We start from the raw sequence: 23,483 nt of genomic DNA, 5'->3' as shown, positions 1-23,483 counted from the left end.
AGAACCGGAGCAGGATAATGAAAACGCTTTCCCGCCTCGCCCTTTGCGCGCTGCTTGCGACGTCGAGCACCGCCGCACTCGCGGGCAGTTTCCAGAAGGTCGATCACGGCATCATCGTATCGCCCGACAAGGGCCCCGCCAAGCGGGTCCGCATTCTTGCCTTCGGCGATGAGGCCTTCCGCGTCACCGCCATTCCTGACGAGAATTTCGAGGCTGTGTCCGATGGTGTGATGGTCACGGCCAAGCCGGACGGCGACCCTGTGGTCAGCGAAGACAGGGGCACGGTTACGCTCAAGCTCCCTTCGGCGACCGCGCGCGTCAACCTGACCAGCGGTCAGGTCAGCTTTCTGGACGGTAGCGGCAAGACCATTCTGAGTGAATCGTCCCGCGCCGCATTCGAGCCCAAGACGGTCGAGGGGCAGAAGTTTCTCGCCGTTCGCCAGCAGTTCAACCGCGGGACGGACGAAGGCTTTTACGGCCTTGGCCAGCACCAGAACGGACAGATGAACTATCGTGGCGAGGACGTCGAACTTGCCCAGCACAATATGGACATTGCGGTCCCATTCGTCGTTTCGACGCGCAACTATGGCCTGCTCTGGAACAATAATTCGATCACCCGTTTCGGCAACCCCAAGCCCTATGCCCTGGCAGGCAGCGAAGGCGACGGCCTGAAGATCGTGGGCACCGATGGCAAGCCCGGCTGGACCGCCCAATATTATCTGGGCGACAGGCTGGCCGTCACGCAGAGCGAGAAGGTCATCAATTACCAGTATATCCGCGACAATATGCGCTGGCCCGAAGCCGCAAAGGCGCAGACCGTCGCCTCGACCGCGGGGCAGAACACCGCCGGCAACGCGGTCCAGACGCAGCGGGTGATCTGGTCCGGCAAGGTCACGCCCGACAAGAGCGGCCTCCACCGCTTCCGCCTCTATTCGTCGAGCTATGTAAAGGTGTTCGTCAACGGGAAGGAGGTGCTGGAACGCTGGCGCCAGAACTGGAACCCCTGGTATCATAATTTCGACGTGCCGCTGACGGCGGGCAAGGCCGCCGACATCCGGGTCGAATGGGAGCCCAATGCGGGTTATATCGCGCTCGTCCACAATGATCCGATCCCCGATGCAGATCGTTACTCGCTCTCCTTTACGTCCGAGCTGGGACAAGCGGTCGATTATTTTGTGACTGCGGCCAAGGACATGGACGGCGCGATCGCTGGCTATCGCAAGCTCACTGGCAAGTCTGCGATGCTGCCGGAATGGGCCTATGGCTTCTGGCAGAGCCGCCAGCGCTACGAAACGCAGGATCAACTGCTGGACGTCGTGCGCGAGTTCCGCCGCCGCAACCTGCCGCTCGACAATATCGTTCTGGACTGGCGCTATTGGGAGGATGACAATTGGGGTTGCCATTGTTTCGACAAGACGCGCTTTGCCGATGCGAAGGGCATGGTCGATGAGGTCCATGCGCTCAACGCGCGGATCATGATTTCGGTCTGGCCGAAATTCTATCCGACGACGGACAATTACAAGGAACTCGACAAGATCGGCGGCATCTACCGCCGCATGGTCGAGCAGCGGCCCGGCGAATCAAAGGATCCGAAATATATATCGAAAATGTACCGCGACTGGGTCGGGCCGGGTTACGCCAACGCCTTTTATGATCCCTACAACCCCAAGGCGCAGGACATTTACTGGCGGCAAATCCGCGAAAATCTGGGCGATCTGGGCTTCGATGCCTGGTGGCTCGACGCGGACGAGCCGGATTTCCACTCGAACCTTTCGATCGAGGAACGCGCCTACCGCATGAGCCCGACTGCGAAAGGACCGGGGGCAGCGCTCTTCAACAGCTTCCCGCTGGTGCATAGCGAAGGCGTCTATCAGCGCCAGTTGATTTCGAAGCCCAATGTGCGTCCGTTCATTCTGTCCAGGTCCGGCTTCGGGGGCATCCAGCGTGCTGGAACAGCGGTCTGGTCCGGCGACGTCGCATCGCGCTGGGACGACCTCAGGGACCAGATATCCGCGGGCGTCAATCTGTCGATGTCGGGCATTCCCAACTGGACGCACGATATAGGCGGTTTCGCGCTGGAGGATCGCTATACCAAACAGGATCCCGCCCATATTGACGAATGGCGGGAGCTCAATCTGCGATGGTTCCAGTTCGGTGCCTTTACGCCGCTGTTCCGCAGCCACGGCGAAGCCCCCAAGCGCGAGATATACGAAATCGCGCCCGCCGGCTCGCCCATGTACTCTTCGATGGAATGGTATCTGAAGCTGCGGTACCGGCTGATGCCCTACATCTACACGCTGGCGGGCGATACATGGCAGAAGGACGGCACGATCATGCGCGGCCTGGTCATGGATTTCCCTGCCGACATCAAGGCGCGCAACATCAACGACGAATATATGTTCGGCGGTGCGTTCCTAGTGGCGCCGGTAACGGAGTTCAAAGCCCGCAGCCGCAAGGTTTATCTGCCAGCCGGTGCCGACTGGTATGATTTCAACAGCGGCGCCTATTACAAGGGCGGTCAGGAAATCCGTGCTGAAGCGCCCTATGAACGCATGCCACTGTTCGTGCGCTCCGGTTCGATCGTGCCGACCGGGCCTGAGATCGAATATACGCGCGAAGAGCCCGATGGCCCCATCGTGCTGCACATATTCACCGGCGCTGACGGCAGTTTCTCGTTCTATGAAGATGATGGCACCAGCGAAGGGTATAAGCGCGGCGAATATACGCGCATTCCCATTCAGTGGAACGAGGCCAAGGGCGAACTGACCATCGGCAAGCGCGAAGGCGGTCATGGCGGCATGACCTCCAAGCGTGCCATTTCCGTCCGGTTTTATGACAAGGGCACGTCGCGGCCAGTCGACTTCGCGGAAAATGGAAAAAGCGCTGTCGTCTATGACGGAAGCGCGGTCACGGTGCGCAAGCCCTGATGACGGGTGCTGGCGGGACGTTGCTTCGACACCATCCCGCCATCCTTGCATAACGGCATATAGTGAAAGAGCCGGGTGCGATGCTGTCGCGCCCGGCTCTTTCATATGTTCCTCAAAATCCGTGCTCAGGCCAGGCTGGTGAGCCCCTCGCCGCGCAACCGGTGAGGATCAGCGTGCAATAGGCACCCCCTTCGTGGGGTGATCGGCGTGCAAAAAGGACCCCTTCATCCCGGGGATTTAGTCGGCCGACTGGTTTTGATCAGTTGGCGAGAACGGGATGTTGATCGTGGAGACAGTGGTTCGGATTCGGCGTGAGCATGCAGCGGGTAAGGCGATCAAGGCGATCGCTCGTGACCTTCGTTTGTCGCGGAAGGTCGTCCGCAAAGCGATCCGGTCGCCGGAGGCGGCGTTCAACTATCAGCGCAAAGTCCAGCCGCTGCCGCGGATCGGTCCTTATCAGGATCGTCTCGATGCGCTGCTTGAGGAGAACGAAGGTCGCGGCCGCCGCGATCGGCTACGGATGACGCGTATCCATGACCTGCTGGTGCGCGAGGGGTTCGATGGATCCTATGATGCGGTGCGCCGCTATGCGGCGCGCTGGCGTGCTGCGCGGCGGAAGGATGCTGGCGAAGGCGCACCGGCGTTCATCCCGATGACCTTCCAGCCGGGTGAGGCCTACCAGTTCGACTGGAGCCACGAGGATGTGGAGATCGCCGGCAAGCCGATGCGGGTGAAGGTGGCGCATATGCGTCTCTGCGACTCGCGCGCACCCTATGTCCGGGCCTATCCGCGCGAGGGCCAGGAGATGCTGTTCGATGCCCATGCCCGGGCGTTCGCGTTCTTCGGCGGTGTGCCGCGACGCGGTATCTACGATAATATGAAGACGGCGGTGACGGCCGTGTTCACCGGCAAGGAGCGTGTGTTCAACCGCCGCTTCCTGATCATGACCGATCATTACATGGTCGAGCCGACCGCCTGCTCGCCGGCGGCGGGATGGGAGAAGGGCCAGGTCGAGCAGCAGGTCCAGACAATCCGAGGCCGCTTCTTCCAGCCGCGGCTCCGGTTCGCCAGCCTGGCCGAGCTCAACGGGTGGCTGGAGGCCGAGTGCCGGCGCTGGGCCGAGCATCATGCCCATCCCGAACGCGGGGATATTACCGTCGCCGAGGCGCTGGATATGGAGCGACCGGCCCTGCAGCCGATCCTGGCACCGTTCGACGGCTTCCATGAGAGCGAGCATGCCGTCACCGGCACCTGCCTCATCAGCTTCGATCGCAACCGCTACTCGGTCATGTCGACGGCCGCACGCCGGACCGTTCAGGTGCGCTCCTATGCCGATCGCATCGTCATACGCTGCGGCGATGCGATCGTCGGGGAGCATGAGCGCCACTTCGGTCGGAACCGCACGATATACGATCCCTGGCATTATCTGCCGGTCCTCGCGCACAAGCCCGGCGCGCTGCGTAACGGCGCACCGTTCCAGGACTGGGATCTGCCGCCCGCCCTGCACCGATTACGGCGAAGGCTCGGCACCGGGGACGAGGCCGATCGCAGGTTCGTGCGGGTCCTCTCGGCGGTGCTCACCGATGGCCTGGAGCCGGTAGAGGCTGCCGTGCGCGAAGCGTTGGCGAACGGAACGGCCAGCGACGAGCTGATCCTCAACATCCTCTCCCGGCGCCGCGAGCCGGCGACACCCCACAGCATCGTCACTTCGGAAGACCGGATGCTGCAGCATCCTCCGCTCGCCGACTGTGCCCGCTATGATCTGCTGCGAGGCTATGATGCAGCGGCATGATATGATCGACACGATGCGCGGCCTCGGACTCAAGGGCATGGCGGCGGCGTTCGACGAGGCGGTCACCACCGGCCTCCAGCGCAAGCGCACCACCATGGAGATACTGACCGACCTGCTCCGTGCTGAGGCGACCCACCGGGATGCAGCCTCCATCCGCTATCGGATGACGGCTGCGAGGCTGCCCGTGGTGAAGGACCTGGAGCGGTTCAGCTTCGAGGGCACACCGATCAATGAGGAGATGATCCGCTCCCTTCACGATGGCTCCTTCCTCCCGCCTCGCCGCAATATCGTGCTGGTCGGCGGCACGGGGACAGGCAAGACCCACCTCGCCATCGCGATCACCGCCAATGTCGTGCGAAGGGGCGCTCGCGCCCGCTACTTCAACACCGTCGATCTGGTGACACGCCTCGAAGAGGAGACCCGGATCGGCAAAGGCGGGACCCTGGCGGCGCAGCTGTCGCGGCTCGACCTGATCGTTCTCGACGAGCTCGGTTATCTGCCGTTCGCCCGCTCGGGAGGGCAGTTGCTGTTCCACCTCATCAGCAAGCTTTATGAGCGGACCAGCGTCATCATCACCACGAACCTCGCCTTCGGCGAATGGCCGACCGTGTTCGGCGATCCCAAGATGACCACGGCGCTGCTCGACCGCGTCACCCACCACTGCGATATCGTCGAGACGGGCAACGACAGCTGGCGCTTCAAAAACCGCAGCTGACAGCCACCTTCGGCGCCTTCAAAAATCTATCTTGCGCTGCGCGCGCCTCCGGTCGGGCTACGCCCGCCCTCCGCCGCACGCAGCGCAAGGCCATCTTCAACAAACCAGCATCATATTATCTGAAAAGGGGGTCCCTCTTCGACGCCGATCGGGGGTCCCTTTTGAACGCCGTTTGACACAGTAGCGGATCATGGCCTGCCAGCGGTTGAGCGGATAGCGACACGCACGCGCCAGATTGCTGTCGGACGACAGGCCACGGTTCTGGGTTTCAAGCCAGACGCGCACAGCCTCCAGCTTCGGCACCGCCTTGATCTGGCGGATGCGTCTTCGCTCATCGGGCGGCGCGCCCTTGATATCGCGCTCGATTGCGAAGAGTTCGGCGATCCGCACGACCGCGTCCGCCGCGCTCGGCGACGGGTTCTTCTCCAGTATGTCGGTAAATTTCCTGCGACTGTGAGCCCAACATCCCACTTCGACGATATCCCTTGGCGCCTTGGTCTTGGGATCGCGGTAGAGCGCGTTGTACCCGGCAAAGCCGTCCGCCTGCAGACGGCCTTGATAATCGGCCAGATGTTCCGCCGGATGCGCGCCGCCACGATCGGCACTGAAGCGGAAGGCAACGGCGGGCGGGCTCATGTCGCCGCTCGATCGATCATCGCGCAGATAGACCCAGAAGTGCCCGGTCCGGCTGCCCTCGTCGTTGCCCAGCAGCGTGACCGGTGTGTCGTCACCATGGATCTTGGCGGCTTCGCGGATATAGGCGAACAGCCGCTCGCCCAAGGGCGCCAACAACCATGCCAGTTTCCGCGTCCAGCGGCTCATCACATCCCGATCGATGTGGAGCCCCACGCGGCGGAAGATCACCGACTGCCGGTGCCATGGCTGATGATCGACAAAGCGGCTGACGACGAGATTGGCCTGCAAGGCGCTGCTCGCCATCACCTTGGGCAGCGGTAGATCGACCGCAGGCCGCCGTCCCCACGACCGCTCATATGAGGCTCGTTTAACTGCTCACTGTCCATGCTCACGCCTCCTCAAAGGCCGCGAGCTTTCCTATTCTGGGCCCGGTCACAAGGTCGCATTCCGTAGGCGCTTACGTTGTAGAAGCCATTAATGTACTGGAAGATGACAGCTTCAGCTTGCCGCCGCGTCGGCCAGCGCTGCCGCCAGATCATTTCGGCTTTCAGAGATTTGAAGAATGTCTCGACGGCAGAGTTGTCGTAACAATTGCCCTTGCCGCTCATTGGTGGATGCAGGCCATAGGCTCGCAGCTTCTTCTGAGAGTCATAAGAGCAAATATTAGCTGCTGCGATCGGAGTCGAAAATGCAGTTCCGCGGTGGAATACGCATACGCACCGCCATAAGCGCCCGGCGCCCGGATCGCCAAATCCTTCTTCATCCTGTCGCTGACAGCCCAGCCAACGATGCGACGGCTATGCAGGTCGAGAATAACGGCGAGGTAGAGCCCGCCTTCTGACGTCCAGATATAGGTGATGTCACCGGCCCATTTGCGGTTGGCGCATGGGCGGCAAAATCCCCGTCCAACCAGTTTGCCGCGACACCCAGGCGACGGTGGCTGTCCGTGGTAACCTTGTGTTTGCGCGTGCGAACGGGCTTGATCCCGTTGATCCGCATGAGGCGGCCGACCCGACGCTCGCCGACGTCGAGCCCGGCCTCCCTCAACTCCATCGTCATCCGGGGACGACCGTAGCTGCCAAGGCTGAGGCGGTATTGCTCCCGGATATGCGCCAACACCTTCATGTCTGTCCGTTCCCGGCGACTGATCGGCCGCGAGCGCCACGAACTAAAGCCGCGCTCGCTCACCTGAAGGGTATCGCTCCGGTGAGGGCCGCCTTGCGGTGATTGGCTGATATTTCGAGATGGCACCGGTGCAAGCGCTGGTGTTTGCACCGGTACTAGGGACGGTGCGATGAGTCAGATCACGGTAATTTCAGGCCCGGAGCGGCGGCGAGTATGGACCGATCAGCAGAAGCGCGAGTTGGTTGCTGCTGTTTCGGCGCCCGGTGCGAACGTGGCGGAGATTGCCCGTCGTGCCGATCTTCGGCCGAACCAGATCTACAGATGGCGGCGCCAGATGGGTCAGGCAGCGCACGGCTTTGCAGAGGTGCAGGTGCGCCCTGATCCGGCACCGGCCATGGGGACGGCGATCACCGTGGAGTTCGAGCGGGCGATCGTGCGTATTCCTGCAGGCGCCTCGCCGGGGCTGGTGTCGGCAGTGCTGCGGTCGGTTAAGCCGTGATCCCAGTCCCCTCCGGCGTTCGGATATGGATTGCAACGGGGCACACGGACATGCGACGCGGCATGCGCAGCCTGGCCCTGCAGGTGCAACAGAGTTTCGGACGTGACCCATTCGCGGGCGATCTCTACATTTTCAGAGGTCGCCGCGGCGACCTCTGCAAGGTCATCTGGCACGACGGCGTGGGCATGTCGCTTTATGCCAAGCGTCTCGAGCGGGGGAAGTACATCTGGCCCTCCGCGGTCGACGGCGTGATCGCCATTTCCCCCTCGCAGATGGCCTGCATGCTGGAGGCGATCGACTGGCGTAATCCGCAGGCCACATGGCGCCCGACATTGGCCGCATAAAAGGTCGAGATTGCCTAAAAAGCTAGGGATTCCAGCGCTTTTCTGCTATACGCGCCGGCATGGGTGACGAGGCTCAAGCACAGATCGATAGCCTTCGCGAGCGGCTCGCCGCTGCGGAAGCTGTTGCCGCTGAAGTCGCCCGGATCAAGCCTGTCCTGAGCCCGTCGAAGGGGCGATCAACGCCGACCTGGAAGCCCGTAACGTCCTTCTCGAACTGCAGAATGAGAAGATGCGCCGCACCCTTTTCGGCCAGCGCTCCGAGCGCACGCGCCATCTGCTCGACCAGATGGAGCTGACCTTCGAAGAGTGCGAGACCGCTGCCAGCGAAGATGAGCTCTTGGCTGCGCTGGCAGCAGCGAAGACCAACGTCGCGCCCTTCGAGCGCAAGCGGCCCGCGCGCAAGCCTTTGCCCGAGCATCTGCCGCGTGAGCGCGTCGTCATCGCCGCGCCCGAGGCCTGCCCCTGCTGCGGTTCGGATCGGCTGTGCAAGCTGGGCGAGGATATCACCGAGACGCTTGAGGTCGTGCCGCGCCAGTGGAAGGTGATCCAGACCGTACGGGAGAAGTTCTCCTGCCGCGATTGCGAGAAGATCAGTCAACCGCCGGCACCCTTCCACGTCACGCCCCGCGGGCTTTTTGGCCCTAGCTTCCTGGCAATGCTGCTGTTCGAGAAGTTCGGGGCGCATCAGCCGCTCAACCGCCAGCGCGATCGCTATGCCCGCGAGGGCGTAGAGCTGAGCCTTTCCACCCTGGCCGATCAGGTTGGCGCCTGCACCGCCGCGCTCATGCCGCTCTATCTGCTGATCGAAGCCCACGTCCTTGCCGCCGAGCGGCTGCATGGCGACGATACGACTGTGCCAGTGCTGGCCAAGACCAAGACCGATACGGGCCGGATCTGGACCTATGTCCGGGATGATCGACCTTTTGGCGGGCCCGCGCCGCCAGCAGCGATCTTTCATTATTCCCGTGACCGGCGGGGCGAACATCCTGTGGGCCATCTGCGTAGTTGGAGAGGCATCCTCCAGGCCGATGCCTATGCCGGCTATAATGCGCTGTTCCATGGCGATCGCCTGCCGGCGCCACTCACCCGTGCTTTATGCTGGAGCCATGCGCGCCGCTATTTCTTCGAACTGGCCGATGTCGCCGCGCAGCTCAGAAAGCGCCGCAAAAAGGCCGTCATCTCGCCGCTGGCAGTGGAGGCGGTTCGCCGTATCGACGCGATCTTCGACATCGAGCGCGCCATCAACGGCAAATCGGCGCAGGATCGTTTGGCTCTGCGGCAGGAGCACAGCGCCCCGCTGGTGGCCGATCTGGAAGAATGGATGCGCGACAGCCGGTCGAAGCTATCGAAGAACAGCGATGTGGCCGAGGCCATGGATTACATGCTCAAGGCGTGGCCCGCCTTCGCCGCGTTCCTCGACGACGGCCGTATCTGCCTCTCGAACAACGCGGCGGAACGGGCGCTGAGGGGCATTGCCCTGGGGAGAAAGTCGTGGCTCTTCGCTGGTTCAGATCGCGGCGGCCAGCGCACCGCCTTCATGTTGAGTCTCATTGGCACGGCAAAGCTCAACGACATCGATCCGCAGGCCTGGCTCGCCGATGTGCTCAGCCGCATCGCCGACATCCCCCAGAACCGTCTCCACGAACTGCTTCCATGGAATTGGCGTGCCGCCGAGGATCAACGAAAAGCCGCCTGATCCGCGGCCTTCACCGCATGCCTACCCTGAAGGACACGGCACATCAACTCCACCCGCCAGCGATGCCGCCAGCTTTGCACAAAGGCAAACCTCACGGCCTTTGGCTCGCGAAGAACTGAGTCGCCTTCTTAAGAAACAGCCATATCAGGCTCCGGTGTCAGTTCCTGAAGCGAGAAGCGCTCTCTTCATGCCGGCGCTCATCGCCGCCCGCTTCAATCCCGACCTAAAATCCAAATATCAGCAGATGGTCGCCGCTGGCAAACCAGCCAAGGTCGCCATCACTACACTCATGCGAAAGCTCGTCGTCACGGCCAATGCTCTGCTCAAAGCAGATCGCCTTTGGCAGCAATCTCGCGCTTGACCATCATAGATACTCTAAAGCTTGATAAGGTTTCAATCAGACGTCATCAGTATGGGAAAACCTATTCAATTGAGCAAGACGAGACTGCAGTCGATCGGCCAGCGAATTCCTAACCGGCTTACCTATTTTAATCTTACGCCACGTGTTGTAGCTAATCCCGAATCTGTAATTCAACGCTTCGTCTGTTTGACCAGTAAGAAGTCGTTCCATATCTCGAACAACAGATTCATCAATTATAACTTGACCTTTCATGGAATATTTCACTCATTATTATTGACAGGACACATAAGAATGATCTTGCGAGAATATCCACGAACTGAGATTTCGATCCACGAAGCTTCGAGGAGCAGCTATGGATCAAGATGGTAGGCGAAGTGGGCGTCCAGTGTGATGATCTTCGACTGCCTTCGTACGCGGGGGTCGCCCGGTGATTTTCATTCTAGAAAACCGCCCTCCGGATCATCGAAAATGGAACCACGAAGCTGCTTGCGTACCTTTCGCTTCATGAGTGACCAAGCCGCTTGCTTCCCGAGATAATCAAGCGGCCAAGCGGGCCACCTCTGCGGCTTGCGGTTGACGATCCAAAAATCGGTTAGATCACTACGGCGACCGGCGAGCATGTCTGCGACAGTCTGACCATGTAAATGGCTGATGGCGAGCCCATGGCCCCAGCACCCGCCGATATAGATCACGCGCTCGTCACCGACATTCGTGAGGTGAGGCACCAGGTCGCGCGTCCCCGACATGTGTCCACCCCAGTTATGTGCCAGCCTGACATCTTTTAGCGCAGGAAAGATAGCCTTCAAGTGAGCAAGCGACACCTGGCCCCCCTTGGCATCGACGGTTGGCTCCATCTCGGTTCGCGTCGGATGGCCGCCATAATAGATGAAGTAGAACTGGATGCGCTTGTCCGCAGTGGGTGCCATATAGTGGAACAGATCGAGTGAGCTTTCAATCGCGTTGCCCTGTTTCCAGCCAATCGACGCCCATTGCTCGTCGGACAAGCGCTCGGTCACCGCGCCGCGCGCGAATACCGGAGCTTGATACCGGTCGAGTTCCCTGCCGAGTGGACCTTGTAGCTGGTGCGTGAATGCATTGGTCGCCAGTACGACCTTGCTCGCAAAGATTCTTCCCCCCGGCGTCGACACTCGCACCCCGCTGGGCGTCCGCTCCAGATGAGTCGCTGGCGTGTTTTCATACACCGTAACCCCTGCTGCCTCCGCAATGCGCTTTAGTTCACGCACTTGTTTGCAGGGATTCAGCAGACCTAGATCAGTGTCTGCGATTGCAGCCTTAAAGTGGGTATTTCCGTTGTAACTAGCCTGCACCTGACGGGCATCAAGCCAGGATATCGTATCAACGCCCACCTTTTGGTGAGCGGAGTACAGATCGTGGAGATCATCGATCCATCGATCATCAAAAGCGACACGCATCAGTCCAGGAGCACGATAATCACTGTCCAGACCATTTTGTTCGATAATCTGGCGAGTGTAAGCGGTCGCGCGACGACAATATGCAAAGGCCGCCGCAGATCGTTCCACCCCGTATTTCTTGTGTATGGCCAACTGGCTCATGCCAAACTGTGGCATGAGCCAGCCAGCGGCTCGTCCGCTGGCGCCGAAACCGATGATTTCGCTTTCGATCACGACCACCGAGCCCAGACCGTCCTTCGCACAGTGCCAGGCCGATGAAAGTCCGGCGATGCCGCCGCCTATTACGAGAATGTCGCATCGCAGATCGGCAGCCAGGTCCGGATTCGCGGTGTAATTTCCATAATCCCGAATCCAGAAGGACTTGCCTGCGTGCGGGGGCGACGAGGGCTTTGCTCGCTCGTTCGTGCCCGACGCCGGGTACGGCACATCATGGCCAGGCCCGGGAGTTTGATTGTGCATCCTACCAACTCCAACTATTAAGCCAGGCCGACATCGCATCGTCCTTGGCGCAGCGCTATGAGGGCTTCAAATCCTGACATCCGGTCCGACCCGACCGATCGCTTTACAAACGCGCCACCCTGAAGTGGCGACGCAAGCCATGGTTCAGGAGGCAGCAGGCACCCGCGCCGCTTCGTGGGGCCTTCGGGCTGCATATACCGCAATTATCACAAGGGCAGCTGCGGCGGGGAAGGGCGCGGCAAGAAGGACGATGCTCAGCGAACCTTTCGCGACCAACATCGCACCGATGGCAGGGCCTATGGCCTGCGCAGCTACGTTGATGATATAGATCATGCGGGTGAACTTTTCATCTGGATCATTGTCCGCAACGAGTGACATATAATAGGTCAGGCCCAAACCCCAGGCGGATAGGTATGCTGCGAATGCTATCGTGTAGGAGAAAGTTGTCGTCGACTCGTACAGCGCCCAAATCGCGCCGAAGAATAACAGGGTAGTAAAGGCGATCCACTTGAGTCGGCCTCCGATCACGCCGACAGCAGTCGGGATCAGGACGGCCACTATCGACAAGATGTAGCTGAACGCGGCGGCATTCGCGACCTGGGCCGGATTAAGGCCATTGGCGAGGCCGACCCGTTCCGTAAATCCGGAAACCACGTTTGCCCCCACGGCGAACAGTAGCAAGCCCACCAACGCGATCTTTCCGAACGCTATGGCGCCAAGCCGGGTGCCTTCTCCATCACGGCTCCCCAGATCAACCGTGCCACCGCGCAGGTCGGCGGGAAGCAGCAGCGATAGAAACACCGCGGCACCCAGCCAGAGCGCGCCCGATGAAAGAGCGGCGCCGTAGCCGATATACTCACGCAAGGCGTCAAGCAGCCAGATTGCGGCGGCCGACAGCAACAGGGAGATGGCCATTCCGGCGCCGAACGCGCGATCCGGAACGGTCGCTCGAGCCATGATGCATGCGCACACGGTCGTCAAAAGCACCACGCTCAATCCTGATGCGAACCGCACCGAGCAGAGCAGTAAGTAACTGTCCGCCATGCCGGTCAGCGCGTTGGCGACGGTTGCCGCCAGGGAAGCGCCCAATATAAGCAACCGCCACGGCGCGCGTGGCATCAAGATGAAGCCGAGTACGGCTCCCACGACGCCGCCGGCCTGGTCGATGGTTTGAACAAAGCCCGCCTGGCTTAGGCTGATACGCAGCGTGTCGTTGTACATGCCCACAAAAAATGGCGCCACATCGATCAGAACGAGTGATAGACCATAGAGGGTACACGCTATCGCCAACGTAATTCGAGGGTGTGCACCAAGTCCGCTCTTCACTCTCTAATCTCCTGATGACAGCCTGCTCGCAGGGTGAGGTCGTTCGATGATGCCCTCGATGCAAAAGGACCGCAGGCGGGGAGCTTATCACAGGCCACGAGGCCAACAAGAATAATTCATCAATCGAATATTTATCGGCCTATCGGGCCACGCGCCCGTATCTTTCCACACCAGGACGCTTCAGGGATGGTCCTGAAGAATGGCTGCGAAACGCGATGGCCGATAGCGACGAAGCCAGAGCGCGAAGCCGATGCCGACAACCATCGCCACCGGAATACCGATAGGGATCCGATTAACGACAGGGTTGCTGCTCCCGCTGAGATACTCGAAGTTTTCAAAGGCAAAGTATAGCGCGCCCAGCAGGCCGATAAACGCCAGTGCGGGTGCGATCACGTGCTGCCAGAGCTTACGTTGCGGATGGTCCCGGAAGTAGGAGATGACCGCAAGGCTGGTCAGCGCCTGCATGAACATGACCCCAGCCGCGGCGAAGCCGAGCGCCACCAGTCCAAGTCCCAGCATCGGGTGCAGGCCAAGATATGCGGCTCCAACGATGACTATGAGCGAGATGCCCGATACGGTCAGACTGGCCATGGTCGGTGAACCATGAACGGGATGCGCACGGCCGAGCACGAGCGGAAGGCAACCTTGGCGGCCAAGCACAAACATGTAGCGGGCAGCCACGTTGTGCATCGACAATACGGTAGCGAACATGCTGGTGATGACCGCGACCTGCATGATCGTGGTGAATCCGCCGCTGATGAATTTGTCGCTGAGCTTGAAGTAGATGAGGCCGACGTCGGACTCCGGTATGCCCTTGATGTTATCAGGTCCCACCCCGCCAACGGTGATCCACGACGTCACGAAATAGAAGACACCAATGGCGCCGATCGCGAGATAGGTCGCCCGCGCAACAGACTTTTGTGGAGACTTGGCCTCCTCCGAAAAAAGTGCCGCGGATTCGATTCCGAAGTAGCATGTAAAGGCGAGCAGGATCGCGACGCCCGGCGCACCACTGGCGAGGCCACCGATATCCAATGACTGTATTGGAAATGCGCTTGTGCCGAGCTTGTCGACAAGGGCGGCATCGAAGAACAGCAGGAGAATGAATTCGATAAGGATTACGATCAGCACGGCGCGAGCGCTGAAATCAATCTTGCGCAGACCGAATAAGCCGACGATGACCCAAGCTGCCAAGGAATAGGTTACCCAGTGCAAGTCATAGCCCAGCAAAGTCTGCACCGTGGTATGCATGATAAAACCCAGGTAACTGAAGCCGCCAGGCACAAACATCGTGTAGGAAACCACGGCCACGCACGCCGCGCCCATACCCACCACTGATCCCAGACCGCGCGCGATATAGGCATAGAAGGCGCCACCCACCAAAACCTCGCGGCTGATCGCCGAATAGCCTACAGCGAATAGCGCTGTAACCACCGTGGCGATGACGAAGGCCAGCGGCAGGGCAGTCCCGCTGCCGAACACAAGCGCAACCGGCAAAACACCGATCACGCAGGCTAGAGGCGCGACCGCAGCAATGACAAATACGGCTAGCCTGAATGTGCTGAGCGTGCGCGGCAACGCAACGGGCTCGGCTCCACGGGGAGGAGGGACGGCTATTGATGCAGTGTCAACTATGGTTTGTGTCATCCCAATCTCCCGAAATTCTTTTCGTCTCGCATGGCACCGGATGGTTGACGGTGACCGTTGGCAATAGAGCGCAAGTGCCGCGACCATAATTATTCATCTGCATAAATGCAATCGCCAAACTTGAACCTGTAACATGCGTGGAAAAGGAAGCGCGAATGGACGTTCCTGGCTAACTTTGTTCGCCGATGCGGTCTGCCAGGAACTGGCCTGATTTAATAAGAATAGCCCCGGTCTTGCGCCTTCACGAAGGTGCAAGCCGGGGCAAAGTTATGCAATACCAGGAAGACTGGTGGGGAACATAAAGCTATTTTCCGAAGTCACCAGCCTGCCACATTTCGCGCACTACGCGCCAACCGAGCGGCGAACGCTTCAGCACGAAGAGCTGACGGATCGTCTCTTCCTTTTTGGTCTTGGGAGTCGGCTTGCATTTCAGCACGGCGAATACCGAAGCAAGGTCGCCCGATGCCACAAGCGAGTCTTGCACACTAAATTCGCAGCCCTTGTTTCCATTCGGACCCAGATAAGCGAACCAATCGTCAAGCGCGGTGACGGCATCTTTGATACCGCGCCTGGGAACGGCATCCCCTTCACCCGTGATGATCACGTCTTCAGCATAGAAGCGCTTGACCAACTCGGTGGTCGACAGACCATCCCGATTTGCTTTGTCCTGACTAGCGAAGAACGCGCGGAGTCCTTCCGTGATTTCCGCCTCCGAATTAGTGGTGCCCATGTCATGCGCCATGGCGCCGACTGGTGCGAGGCAAAGGGCGGATAATAGGGTCAAGCCCGCTTTGAAGTTGAGAGCCATAAGATCTCCCCGATGATGATTGGTGGATACAGTAGTTATTAGGCGTTCGGATAATAATGCCGGTTGTGCCTTTGTCAACGTGTCACCATCCTGCACAGGGACCAAAAATCTCTTCTAACCCGCAGGGCGCTTCATGGTGAAGGCGGCTGTCGAGCCGATCTCAAAATAGTCGGCGGCATAGCCGGCCCTCAACACGATCCCGGCAGAAGCGGTGTCGAACAGCCCGTCCCGCAGAAGCGTGCGATCGATGTGTACGCCGACGATCTCGCCAAGGGTCAACCAGGCCGAGGTACGGCTACCCGCGGCATCGGTCAGCCCCCTGATGTCGATCAGGCGGCACTCCAAAGCCACCGGAGTTTCCGCAACGCGCGGGCAGTCGATGATCGTGCAATCGGCCGACTTAAGGCCCGCCTCTTCAAATTCATCGATGCCCGGTGGCGCGGGTCGCGAGCTGATGTTCATCGCCTCGGCATGGCGCCGCGTGACGAGGTTGCAGGCGAAAACCCCCGTTTCGCGGATGTTGGCCAATGAGTCCTTCTCGCCGATGCTCGAGAAGCCAATGATCGGCGGCTTGTCACAGAGCATCGAGAAGAAGCTGTACGGCGCAAGATTGGCCACTCCCGCAGCCGATCGGCTCGATATCCAGCCGATCGGCCGGGGGCCAAGGATGGCGCGCAACGGATCCCGAGTCAGGCCATGTCCGGCACGAGGTTCGTAGAAATGCGTGTCGTGCATGTGCTGGTCCGTTTCGTCGGATGAGATGGGTCGCCGGTGTCGCGCGCAGTCCGACGCGCAAATCCGCTCCGGTCGGGACTTGGCCCAACGGGAGCGGAATGGCTCGCCCTATTTCGAGCCGGTGCCCGCCAGATAAGCGACCACGGCCTTTCGATCGGAACCCTTGGCCAGGCCTCCGAACGCCATGGCGGTGCCCGGATAAGCCTCCATCGGGTTCTTCAGGAAAGTGTCAAGCTTCTCGGGCGTCCAATCCCCCTCAGCCTTTGCCAAAGCCTGGGAGTATGGATAGCCTGCCGCGCCACCGATCTTGCGGCCAAGCACCCCGGCGAGGGTGGGACCGGCCGGAGACGGCGCCCCCGCCTCTGCGGAGTGGCAAACGGCGCAATTGCTGAAAACCTTCTTCCCGGCCTCGACCTCCGCAGGATTGCTCGCCAGGGCGGAATAGTCCGCCGAGGCGGCTGGTGCGGGGGCGGTGTTTCCGTCCTGCTTGTTTCCGTCGGCCGTCGGGTTCGAGCATGCAGCGAGCGCGCCGAGGCACAACGTCGCGCATGCCGTCAAACGGCGGTACCTCAACAACCGGTTGATCATTGTTGGTTTCCCTTCTCGAGCAACTGCGTCACCTCACGGCACGCACGAATACCACTTTCGACAGCGCCGTCGATATAGGCGTGCCAGCCGTCCGCCGTCCCGGAACCTGCGAAGAACATGCGGCCTTCCGGCTTCGCCATGTCCTTATACTTCTTGAACCATCCCGCCCGGTAGGCAGGCCACGCCTGCTTGGAAAACGGGTCCTTGACCCAGTTATAGGGTGCGATGTCGGTGATCTCCGCAGTCGGATGGATCTTGCGCAGTTCGGCGTTGACGGCGTCCTGGTCGTTGATGTCGAGGAGGGATTGGCGGCCAAGGGTCGCCTTCAGGATCGTACCCACCGTGTCGTCAGACTCCTCGGTCTGGATGGCGTTCAGGGGATTGGGATCGTCGCAGAAGGCGAAGGTGTTGCCGATATTCTGCTTGATGCGCATATACATCGTCGCGCCGTCGCAGATGTCCCCGTTCTTGATGAATGCGCGCTTCTCTGCGGAGAGGCCCGGCTTGAATTCTATGTCCGGATAGACCTGGGTCGGCAACGTGAAAAGCACCGCTTTCGCCTCGACCGTCTGTCCATCGGCAGTACGCAGCGTGACGCCTGTCGCGGTGGTCTCCACCTGCTTGACTACGGTGCCGAGCCTGACGTCGGCCTTGCTGTCGTCGAGGATCGCTTTCGCGAGTGCGGCAGTGCCGCCGTTGGCGATGTGCCAGTGCTTTTCTGAGTCTGTGAAGGTATATGGATCCCAGGCCGCGAGTGCGGCCAGCTTCACGAAGCTCATGGCGCTGAACGTGTTTGTGGGGGATCCCGCGTAGAGCACCAGCTCCGCGTTCAGCGACGCGCGCTGGATAGGGTCAAGGTCGAGCTTTGCCATCCTCGCGGCGCCTGAAATCTCGTCCAGCTTGGCAACCTCCGGGTTGGCGAAGGGCGAGAAGGGTTGCGGGAAAAGGGTCCTGGCGCCTTCGCAGAACTTCTTGAACGCGTCGTCGTAGCCAGCGTCAAAACGTGCCGGTGGCACATCGTGCACCTTGCCATCGGCAGTCATCACATAGGCCTTGTCCAGGTTGCGCAGCGGCACTTCCTGGAAGCCGAAGCCGTAACGCTGCATCTCGGCGAAGACATGCGGCTGTAACCAGTGCACCGACGAGCCGCCCAATTCGATCTGGCGACCAAGGAATTTACTTGTGAAGGTACGGCCACCAATGCGCGGACGCGCTTCGAGGACCACTACTCGCCAACCCTGGGCAGCCAGTTCGCGGGCGGCGGTGACACCGGCGTAACCAGCACCAACGACCACGACATCGTAGGGACCTTCGTCCTTGCCGTCACGCGCTTCCCGGTTCGGGTTTTCCTTGGCGCAGCTGACCAGCGCGATTGAGCCCGCAGCCGCGGCGCCGAATTTCATCAGCGATCGCCGATCCAAGTGTCGATCGTCCATTGGCTCGTCATTGTCCTGATGCGTAGTCATGCTGCTCCTCTTTGGCTTCCGGTGCCGCTATCGCGAATGCTATCCTGCGGCATTGATCACTTGTAATCGGGTGTATTCGTACACCCCCTCAATCCCGCCTTCCGAACCAAGACCGGACTGCTTTACGCCCCCAAACGGGATATCGGGATGGATGGCGATGTGCTGGTTGATCCAAACGCTGCCCGCCGTGATGCCGCGAGCAAGCTGCCGCGCGCGATCGATGTCCCGCGTCCAGATGGAGGCGCCCAATCCAAAAGCGCCCTCGTTGGCACGCGCGATCGCGTCCGCCTCATCCGTAAAGCGCAGTAGCGGCACGACGGGGCCGAATTGTTCGTCGGTAACCAGCGGAGCCTGATCGTCGAGATCGGCAATGATGGTCGGCTCGATGAAAAAGCCTGGTCGATTGGCGACGTGGCCGCCGGTCAGTACCGTGCCGGATGCTGCTGCCTCTTCGATCATGCCGCGCACCTTGTCGAACTGCATGCGGTTCTGAACAGGCCCGAGCGTTACGCCGTCCTCGTCGCCAGCCCCCATCCTGATTTCGCGTGTGGCGGTCACGAACCGCTCCCTGAAATCATCATATATCTGGTCGGCGACATAGAGGCGCTTGGGCGCTGCGCATACCTGGCCGGCATTGAGGAAGGCGGTGGCAGCGAGGCCCCGGGCCGCCGCCTCGACATTAGCATCCGCCAGCACGATGGCGGGATCGTTGCCGCCTAGTTCGAGAGTAACGCGCTTCATATCGTCCGCAGCGCTTCTCAGAACGGCCTTGCCGGTGTTCGTGGAGCCGGTGAACGAAACCTTGGCGATGTCCGGGTGCCCGGCCAGGCGCGCACCAAGGTCGTTGTTGTCAGCAACGATATTGAACACGCCACGGGGGAAAATGTCGGCGGCCAGACGGCCCAGTTCCAGGGTTGTCAGAGGCGTGGTCGCCGCAGGTTTGAGGACGATCGTGTTTCCGGTAATGAGAGCGGGCGCATATTTGTTGCTCGCCAGGATCATCGGGAAATTCCACGGCGTAATACCGGCCACGACACCAAGCGGGCGGCGCTCGACCTCATAATCGCCCGTGGGGTGGGTTCGCGTCTCGGCCTTCAGCTCGACATTCGCATAGAAACGGATGCCGCGGATCGTTGCCTCGACCTCGAAACGGGCTTCGCCATAGGGTTTGCCCTGCTCCCTGATAAGGAGGTGCGTAAAGCTATCCGTCTCGTTTTCGAGGCGCTGCGCGAACTCCAGCAGGCACGCACGGCGCGTTTCCCAAGGTGCCGCCGCCCATGCCGGGAACGCACGCGCCGCAGATGCGACCGCTTCGTCGATCTGCGCCCCATCGGCGGCGTGGGCCTGGGCGAACGGTTCGCCCGTCGAAGGATCTATGACCGGGATGATGCGCGCACCATCCACCAGCTGACCATCTATGAGCATTTTGTAGGCGTTCATTGCGGCTCCTGTCCTCTCGATAGTGGGTCCAACAAGTGGTCTTTATGATCTTCGGCCTGATTTTGCGGAAGCCGACCCGCTAATCGTTTCGGATGGACCGATTGCTAAGATGCTGCGAACCGCCCGAACCGATAAGGTGACGGATCTATTATGGGGTCGGCGCCCGTTATCAGGTCGGCCGCCAGTTCACCCGCCGTAGGCGAGGTTCCGAAGCCATGACCTGAAAAGCCCGTGCAGACGGTCAGCCCGGGGATGCTGCTCACGTGATCGATGACTGGCGTTGAGTCCGGGGTGACATCCACGGTTCCTGCCCACGTCTGGACGATTTCGGCCTGCTCGAATACGGGCCAGGCTGCGCTCAGAGCAGCGAAAGCTTCACCGATTGCGCGTTGATCGATCGCCGGATCTTTTGTTCGGACACGCTCAAAGGGTGAACGGGCATCAGGTTTCCAGCGGCGAGGAAGGGCCAGATCCTGAAAGAATTCGCGCCCGATCGACACTCGAAGATACCGCCCTTGGGTCTTCAGGGAGGAAATATATCGTTGGCCGATCAAGAGATGGTCAAGCGTGATCGGCGCCTTTACGGCACTGCGCTGGGTTACGATAAAGCCGCCATCCGCATGTTTCCGAAAGGAAAAGTCCGGCCCTCCCACGGCAATCTCGGTCGGCCCCTCCATCGGAGCGGTGCGGGCCACCGACACAGTAAGCGGCAAAGTCGGAAGATCGACGCCCAGATTACCCAGGAAGCGCCGCGACCACAGGCCGCCCGCCAGCAAAACGGCATCGCTGCGGATCTCGCCATGCTCTGTCACTGCACCCGTGACACGACTGCCAGAAAGGACGAGCGAGCGCACCGCACAGTTTTCGAGTATGATCGCCCCCTTGGCGCGTGCGGCGCGCGCGATCGCGTAGGCGGCTAGCGAGGGCTCGGCACGCCCGTCCGACGGCGTATAGATGCCCCCAGCCCAGTCGCCGCGTCCGCCAGGAACGAGGTGATCGATATCCCGCAGGGTGAGCAGACGAGAATCCAGATCGCACTGCTCGACGGATTGTAGCCATTTCTCGTGGACATGCATTTCCGCCTCGCTTTTAGCGAGAAAGAGAATGCCGGCCTGCCGATAGCCTACATCGGAACCGACCCGCTCTGCCAATCCAGCCCAAAGCCGGTCTGAAGCGGCAGCCAGCGGCACGTCGGCCGGAGCGCGACTGGTCTTGCGAATCCAGCCCTGGTTACGGGACGACTGCTCCCCCGCTACCGACCCCTTTTCCAGGACAACCACCTGAACACCGCGCTCGCTGAGCGTGAGCGCCGCTGTCAGCCCAACGATCCCACCCCCGATAATGACCACGGAAGCGGATCGCGGAAGCCTGTCGCTAGTTGTTATGGATGCGGTTGGCGATTCCACCTGGCTATCCTTCATACATATATATACCCGCCGCCGATGGAGCGACGACGACGTGGGTCAGATCGACAGTCGTCGGGTTTCCACCTTACCCTTCGAAGCGCCCCGGAATGCGGTCACTTCGATCTCGACCTTGTACACGTTCGAACTAAGTGGAGGACACGTCAATGTCATCGCCGGATCGACGCCGCGGAAACGTTCCCCTACCTTGGCCATGACCGCTGGTACGTCGGCCGGGTCCTGGATGAAAATGCGGGACGCAACCACGTCGCCAAGGCTTGCTCCGACCTCGCCAAGCGCGCGCTCGATGTTGGCTATCACCTGTTCGGTCTGTTGGGTGACATCGTCCGGTATCTCCTGCGTTTGAGGATTGCGGCCCGCGGTGTTGGAAACGAATATCAAGTTATCGACCGCTACCAGTCGCGAATAGCTCGCCAGATCCTCATATCTTGAGCCTGTCTTGAGTTTTACGACATTAACCATTTGTCCTCCGACTAAGTAGCGCGGCCGATCTGGCCGAATACGGATTATGCATCAGCGCAGAACGGGCGTTTCCCAAAGGTTCAGGGTTTGCCCGATGTTGCGTTCGATGGCGTTTCGATAGATGATTGTGCCCCAGGCGACGTCCTCAACCGGCATTCCGCCTACCGACATGATGATGATCTCCTCATCATTCGTCCGGCCCGGCGCCTCTCCAGCGACGATGCGACCCAAATCCTCGAGATCCTCTTTGGCCATTCGGCCTTCGGCGATCATGTCCATGAACTTTACGCCAATGACGGGCACCACATTGTGTGCAGGCTTTGGCAATTCTTCAAACCAGGCTTCATAGAGACCAGTATTGTCCACGACCTTACGAACTTCCGGAGCTTCCATGTCACTGTCGATCTCACAGCTGGATGGCATAGCCAGGAAAGCGCCGGGCTTGACCCATTCACGTTTGACAAGAGGATAGGTCGATGGGTCGCCGGACAGACCGGTGTTGCAGTAGGTGACGATGTCGGATTCGCGAACCGCCGCCTCGATCGTATCGACCACCTCGATGTTCGCGATCTGGGGCATGTCGGATTTGAGCCAGGCGAGGAAGCTATCGATACTGGATTTGCCGCGCCCTTTGATCTTGATCGTGTCGATGTCGGGACAAACGGCGCACAGAGCCATGAGCGTGGTCTTACCCATGACGCCGGGGCCGACAAGGCCGACCACTTTGGAGTCCCGACGCGCCAGATGGCGAGCCCCGACGCCGGGAATGGCGCCGGTCCTGTACGCTGACAGGAGATTGGCGGACATGAAGGCAAGAGGCGCACCCGTGTCTGCGTCATTGAGCACGAACATCAGGATAGACCGCGGCAGGCCTTTCTCACGATTTTCAACGTTCGATCCATACCATTTGACGCCGGCTGTACGGAAGCGACCGCCAAGATAGGCGGGCATGGCCATGAAGCGGCGGTCGGCAGTCGCCTTCGGCATGTCGGGGAAAGGAGACTCCTTTGGAAACAACACCATCGCGCCATGGGAGTCATTATTGGCACCCGCCATGCGATAGTCGCCGTGCCACAAGAGCCCGAACATCTCCTCCATCGTATCGACGCAGGTCGGCATGTCGGTCACACCCGCTGCGATCATGTCGCTCTCGGATAAATAAACAAAATCTATCTTTGCCGGGCTGGCCATTGAATCTTCTCTCCAGAATATTCTTCAAGTCAATAATAAAAAGATCGGGTCGTCGTCGGTTTGAACAGTGTCCCTGCGTCGGTTCTCCGAGCCGGTATCTACCCGGCCAGACTGCTTCTCCACGCTCGATCGCCGGATACTGCGAACATGCCTTTAGTCCTATATTAAGAGAGCCTGGCTTTCCGTGCCGATCAAATCTGCTCAGCTGATTTTCGACCAGACGGGCTCCACATATGCGCTGAGCTTTCCCGGGTAAGTTCATCCGAACGATGTTATTTCAGGCAGGGATATCTCGCGCTAGACTCTCTCAGATTTCCGGATTAATTCTACAGATGCAAAATTATTGGTCAAGTCAAGAAAGGCGGCTCTGCTCGGTCGAAAGGGCAGGGCGCATATACCTCGTTTCGAG

General features: G+C 60.3%; 18 protein-coding genes and 2 pseudogenes. 7 read left to right on the top strand and 13 right to left on the bottom strand.

The genetic code is table 11. From position 1 onward, the window contains the following. Nucleotides 1-17: 17 nt before the first annotated feature. The 3 genes from AC07X9_RS13000 to istB all read left to right on the top strand — a co-directional run bounded on the left by AC07X9_RS13000 (nucleotide 18) and on the right by istB (nucleotide 5,434). Nucleotides 18-2,927: a glycoside hydrolase family 31 protein gene (locus tag AC07X9_RS13000; protein WP_086485785.1), complete on the top strand. Its 2,910-nt coding sequence runs from the start codon at nucleotides 18-20 to the stop codon at nucleotides 2,925-2,927. 277 nt (nucleotides 2,928-3,204) lie between these two features. Continuing rightward, nucleotides 3,205-4,719 carry an IS21 family transposase gene (gene istA / locus AC07X9_RS12995; protein WP_021238707.1) on the top strand — a complete coding sequence of 505 codons (1,515 nt, stop codon included), beginning with the start codon at nucleotides 3,205-3,207 and terminating at the stop codon, nucleotides 4,717-4,719. After that, nucleotides 4,706-5,434 (top strand): IS21-like element helper ATPase IstB, encoded by a 729-nt coding sequence (gene istB / locus AC07X9_RS12990; RefSeq protein ID WP_031304487.1) that lies wholly within the window; start codon nucleotides 4,706-4,708, stop codon nucleotides 5,432-5,434. The genes istA and istB overlap by 14 nt, the downstream gene beginning before the upstream one ends. A gap of 96 nt (nucleotides 5,435-5,530) precedes the next feature. On the opposite strand, the gene tnpC (AC07X9_RS12985) is transcribed toward istB, so the two are convergent. After that, nucleotides 5,531-6,373 (bottom strand): IS66 family transposase, encoded by an 843-nt coding sequence (gene tnpC, locus AC07X9_RS12985; protein WP_140159590.1) that lies wholly within the window; start codon nucleotides 6,371-6,373, stop codon nucleotides 5,531-5,533. Between the two features lie 158 nt (nucleotides 6,374-6,531). Then, a pseudogene (locus tag AC07X9_RS12980) lies at nucleotides 6,532-7,264 on the bottom strand (IS3 family transposase); the annotation flags it as partial. Between the two features lie 100 nt (nucleotides 7,265-7,364). Here AC07X9_RS12980 and AC07X9_RS12975 point away from each other — a divergent pair. The 4 genes and pseudogenes from AC07X9_RS12975 to AC07X9_RS12960 all read left to right on the top strand — a co-directional run bounded on the left by AC07X9_RS12975 (nucleotide 7,365) and on the right by AC07X9_RS12960 (nucleotide 10,095). Beyond that, a complete protein-coding gene (locus AC07X9_RS12975; RefSeq protein ID WP_017181823.1) occupies nucleotides 7,365-7,694 on the top strand; it encodes a transposase in 330 nt (109 codons plus the stop codon). Further along, nucleotides 7,691-8,038, top strand: a complete 348-nt coding sequence (gene tnpB, locus AC07X9_RS12970) for an IS66 family insertion sequence element accessory protein TnpB (RefSeq protein ID WP_026002167.1) — start codon at nucleotides 7,691-7,693, stop codon at nucleotides 8,036-8,038. The genes AC07X9_RS12975 and tnpB overlap by 4 nt, the downstream gene beginning before the upstream one ends. Nucleotides 8,039-8,225: 187 nt before the next feature. Beyond that, nucleotides 8,226-9,734: pseudogene (tnpC, locus tag AC07X9_RS12965) on the top strand (IS66 family transposase); the annotation flags it as partial. Nucleotides 9,735-9,921: 187 nt separating this feature from the next. Further along, entirely contained in the window at nucleotides 9,922-10,095 is a 174-nt protein-coding gene (locus AC07X9_RS12960; protein WP_017181820.1) for a hypothetical protein, read from the top strand. Between the two features lie 434 nt (nucleotides 10,096-10,529). On the opposite strand, the gene AC07X9_RS12955 is transcribed toward AC07X9_RS12960, so the two are convergent. The 11 genes from AC07X9_RS12955 to AC07X9_RS12905 form a co-directional block, all read right to left on the bottom strand. Continuing rightward, nucleotides 10,530-11,987 carry an NAD(P)/FAD-dependent oxidoreductase gene (locus AC07X9_RS12955; RefSeq protein WP_051034288.1) on the bottom strand — a complete coding sequence of 486 codons (1,458 nt, stop codon included), beginning with the start codon at nucleotides 11,985-11,987 and terminating at the stop codon, nucleotides 10,530-10,532. Nucleotides 11,988-12,131: 144 nt separating this feature from the next. Further along, nucleotides 12,132-13,313, bottom strand: coding sequence for an MFS transporter (locus tag AC07X9_RS12950; RefSeq protein WP_124810770.1), 1,182 nt, complete (start codon nucleotides 13,311-13,313; stop codon nucleotides 12,132-12,134). A 180-nt stretch (nucleotides 13,314-13,493) separates the two neighbouring features. Continuing rightward, a complete protein-coding gene (locus AC07X9_RS12945) occupies nucleotides 13,494-14,960 on the bottom strand; it encodes an APC family permease (protein WP_157784780.1) in 1,467 nt (488 codons plus the stop codon). Between the two features lie 304 nt (nucleotides 14,961-15,264). After that, nucleotides 15,265-15,768 carry a hypothetical protein gene (locus AC07X9_RS12940; RefSeq protein ID WP_026002165.1) on the bottom strand — a complete coding sequence of 168 codons (504 nt, stop codon included), beginning with the start codon at nucleotides 15,766-15,768 and terminating at the stop codon, nucleotides 15,265-15,267. A gap of 114 nt (nucleotides 15,769-15,882) precedes the next feature. Continuing rightward, a complete protein-coding gene (locus AC07X9_RS12935) occupies nucleotides 15,883-16,503 on the bottom strand; it encodes a flavin reductase family protein (RefSeq protein ID WP_017181815.1) in 621 nt (206 codons plus the stop codon). A gap of 108 nt (nucleotides 16,504-16,611) precedes the next feature. Then, a complete protein-coding gene (locus tag AC07X9_RS12930) occupies nucleotides 16,612-17,091 on the bottom strand; it encodes a c-type cytochrome (RefSeq protein WP_017181814.1) in 480 nt (159 codons plus the stop codon). After that, on the bottom strand, nucleotides 17,088-18,557 hold the full coding sequence (ndpB, locus tag AC07X9_RS12925) for a (S)-6-hydroxynicotine oxidase NdpB (RefSeq protein ID WP_037514113.1): 1,470 nt from the start codon (nucleotides 18,555-18,557) through the stop codon (nucleotides 17,088-17,090). Before ndpB ends, AC07X9_RS12930 begins: the two co-directional genes overlap by 4 nt. A gap of 39 nt (nucleotides 18,558-18,596) precedes the next feature. Then, nucleotides 18,597-19,997, bottom strand: coding sequence for an aldehyde dehydrogenase family protein (locus AC07X9_RS12920; RefSeq protein WP_017181812.1), 1,401 nt, complete (start codon nucleotides 19,995-19,997; stop codon nucleotides 18,597-18,599). A 104-nt stretch (nucleotides 19,998-20,101) separates the two neighbouring features. Continuing rightward, a complete protein-coding gene (locus tag AC07X9_RS12915; protein WP_232313830.1) occupies nucleotides 20,102-21,403 on the bottom strand; it encodes an NAD(P)/FAD-dependent oxidoreductase in 1,302 nt (433 codons plus the stop codon). Nucleotides 21,404-21,460: 57 nt separating this feature from the next. Then, complete coding sequence (locus AC07X9_RS12910; protein ID WP_017181810.1) at nucleotides 21,461-21,883, bottom strand: RidA family protein; 423 nt, start codon at nucleotides 21,881-21,883, stop codon at nucleotides 21,461-21,463. Nucleotides 21,884-21,934: 51 nt separating this feature from the next. Beyond that, on the bottom strand, nucleotides 21,935-23,074 hold the full coding sequence (locus tag AC07X9_RS12905; protein ID WP_086485784.1) for an ornithine cyclodeaminase family protein: 1,140 nt from the start codon (nucleotides 23,072-23,074) through the stop codon (nucleotides 21,935-21,937). Nucleotides 23,075-23,483: the final 409 nt, after the last annotated feature.

It is taken from the genome of Sphingobium sp. GW456-12-10-14-TSB1, from assembly GCF_059424385.1.
Note: the sequence above shows the minus strand (reverse complement) of the source record. Positions and strands in the feature narration are given on the sequence as shown.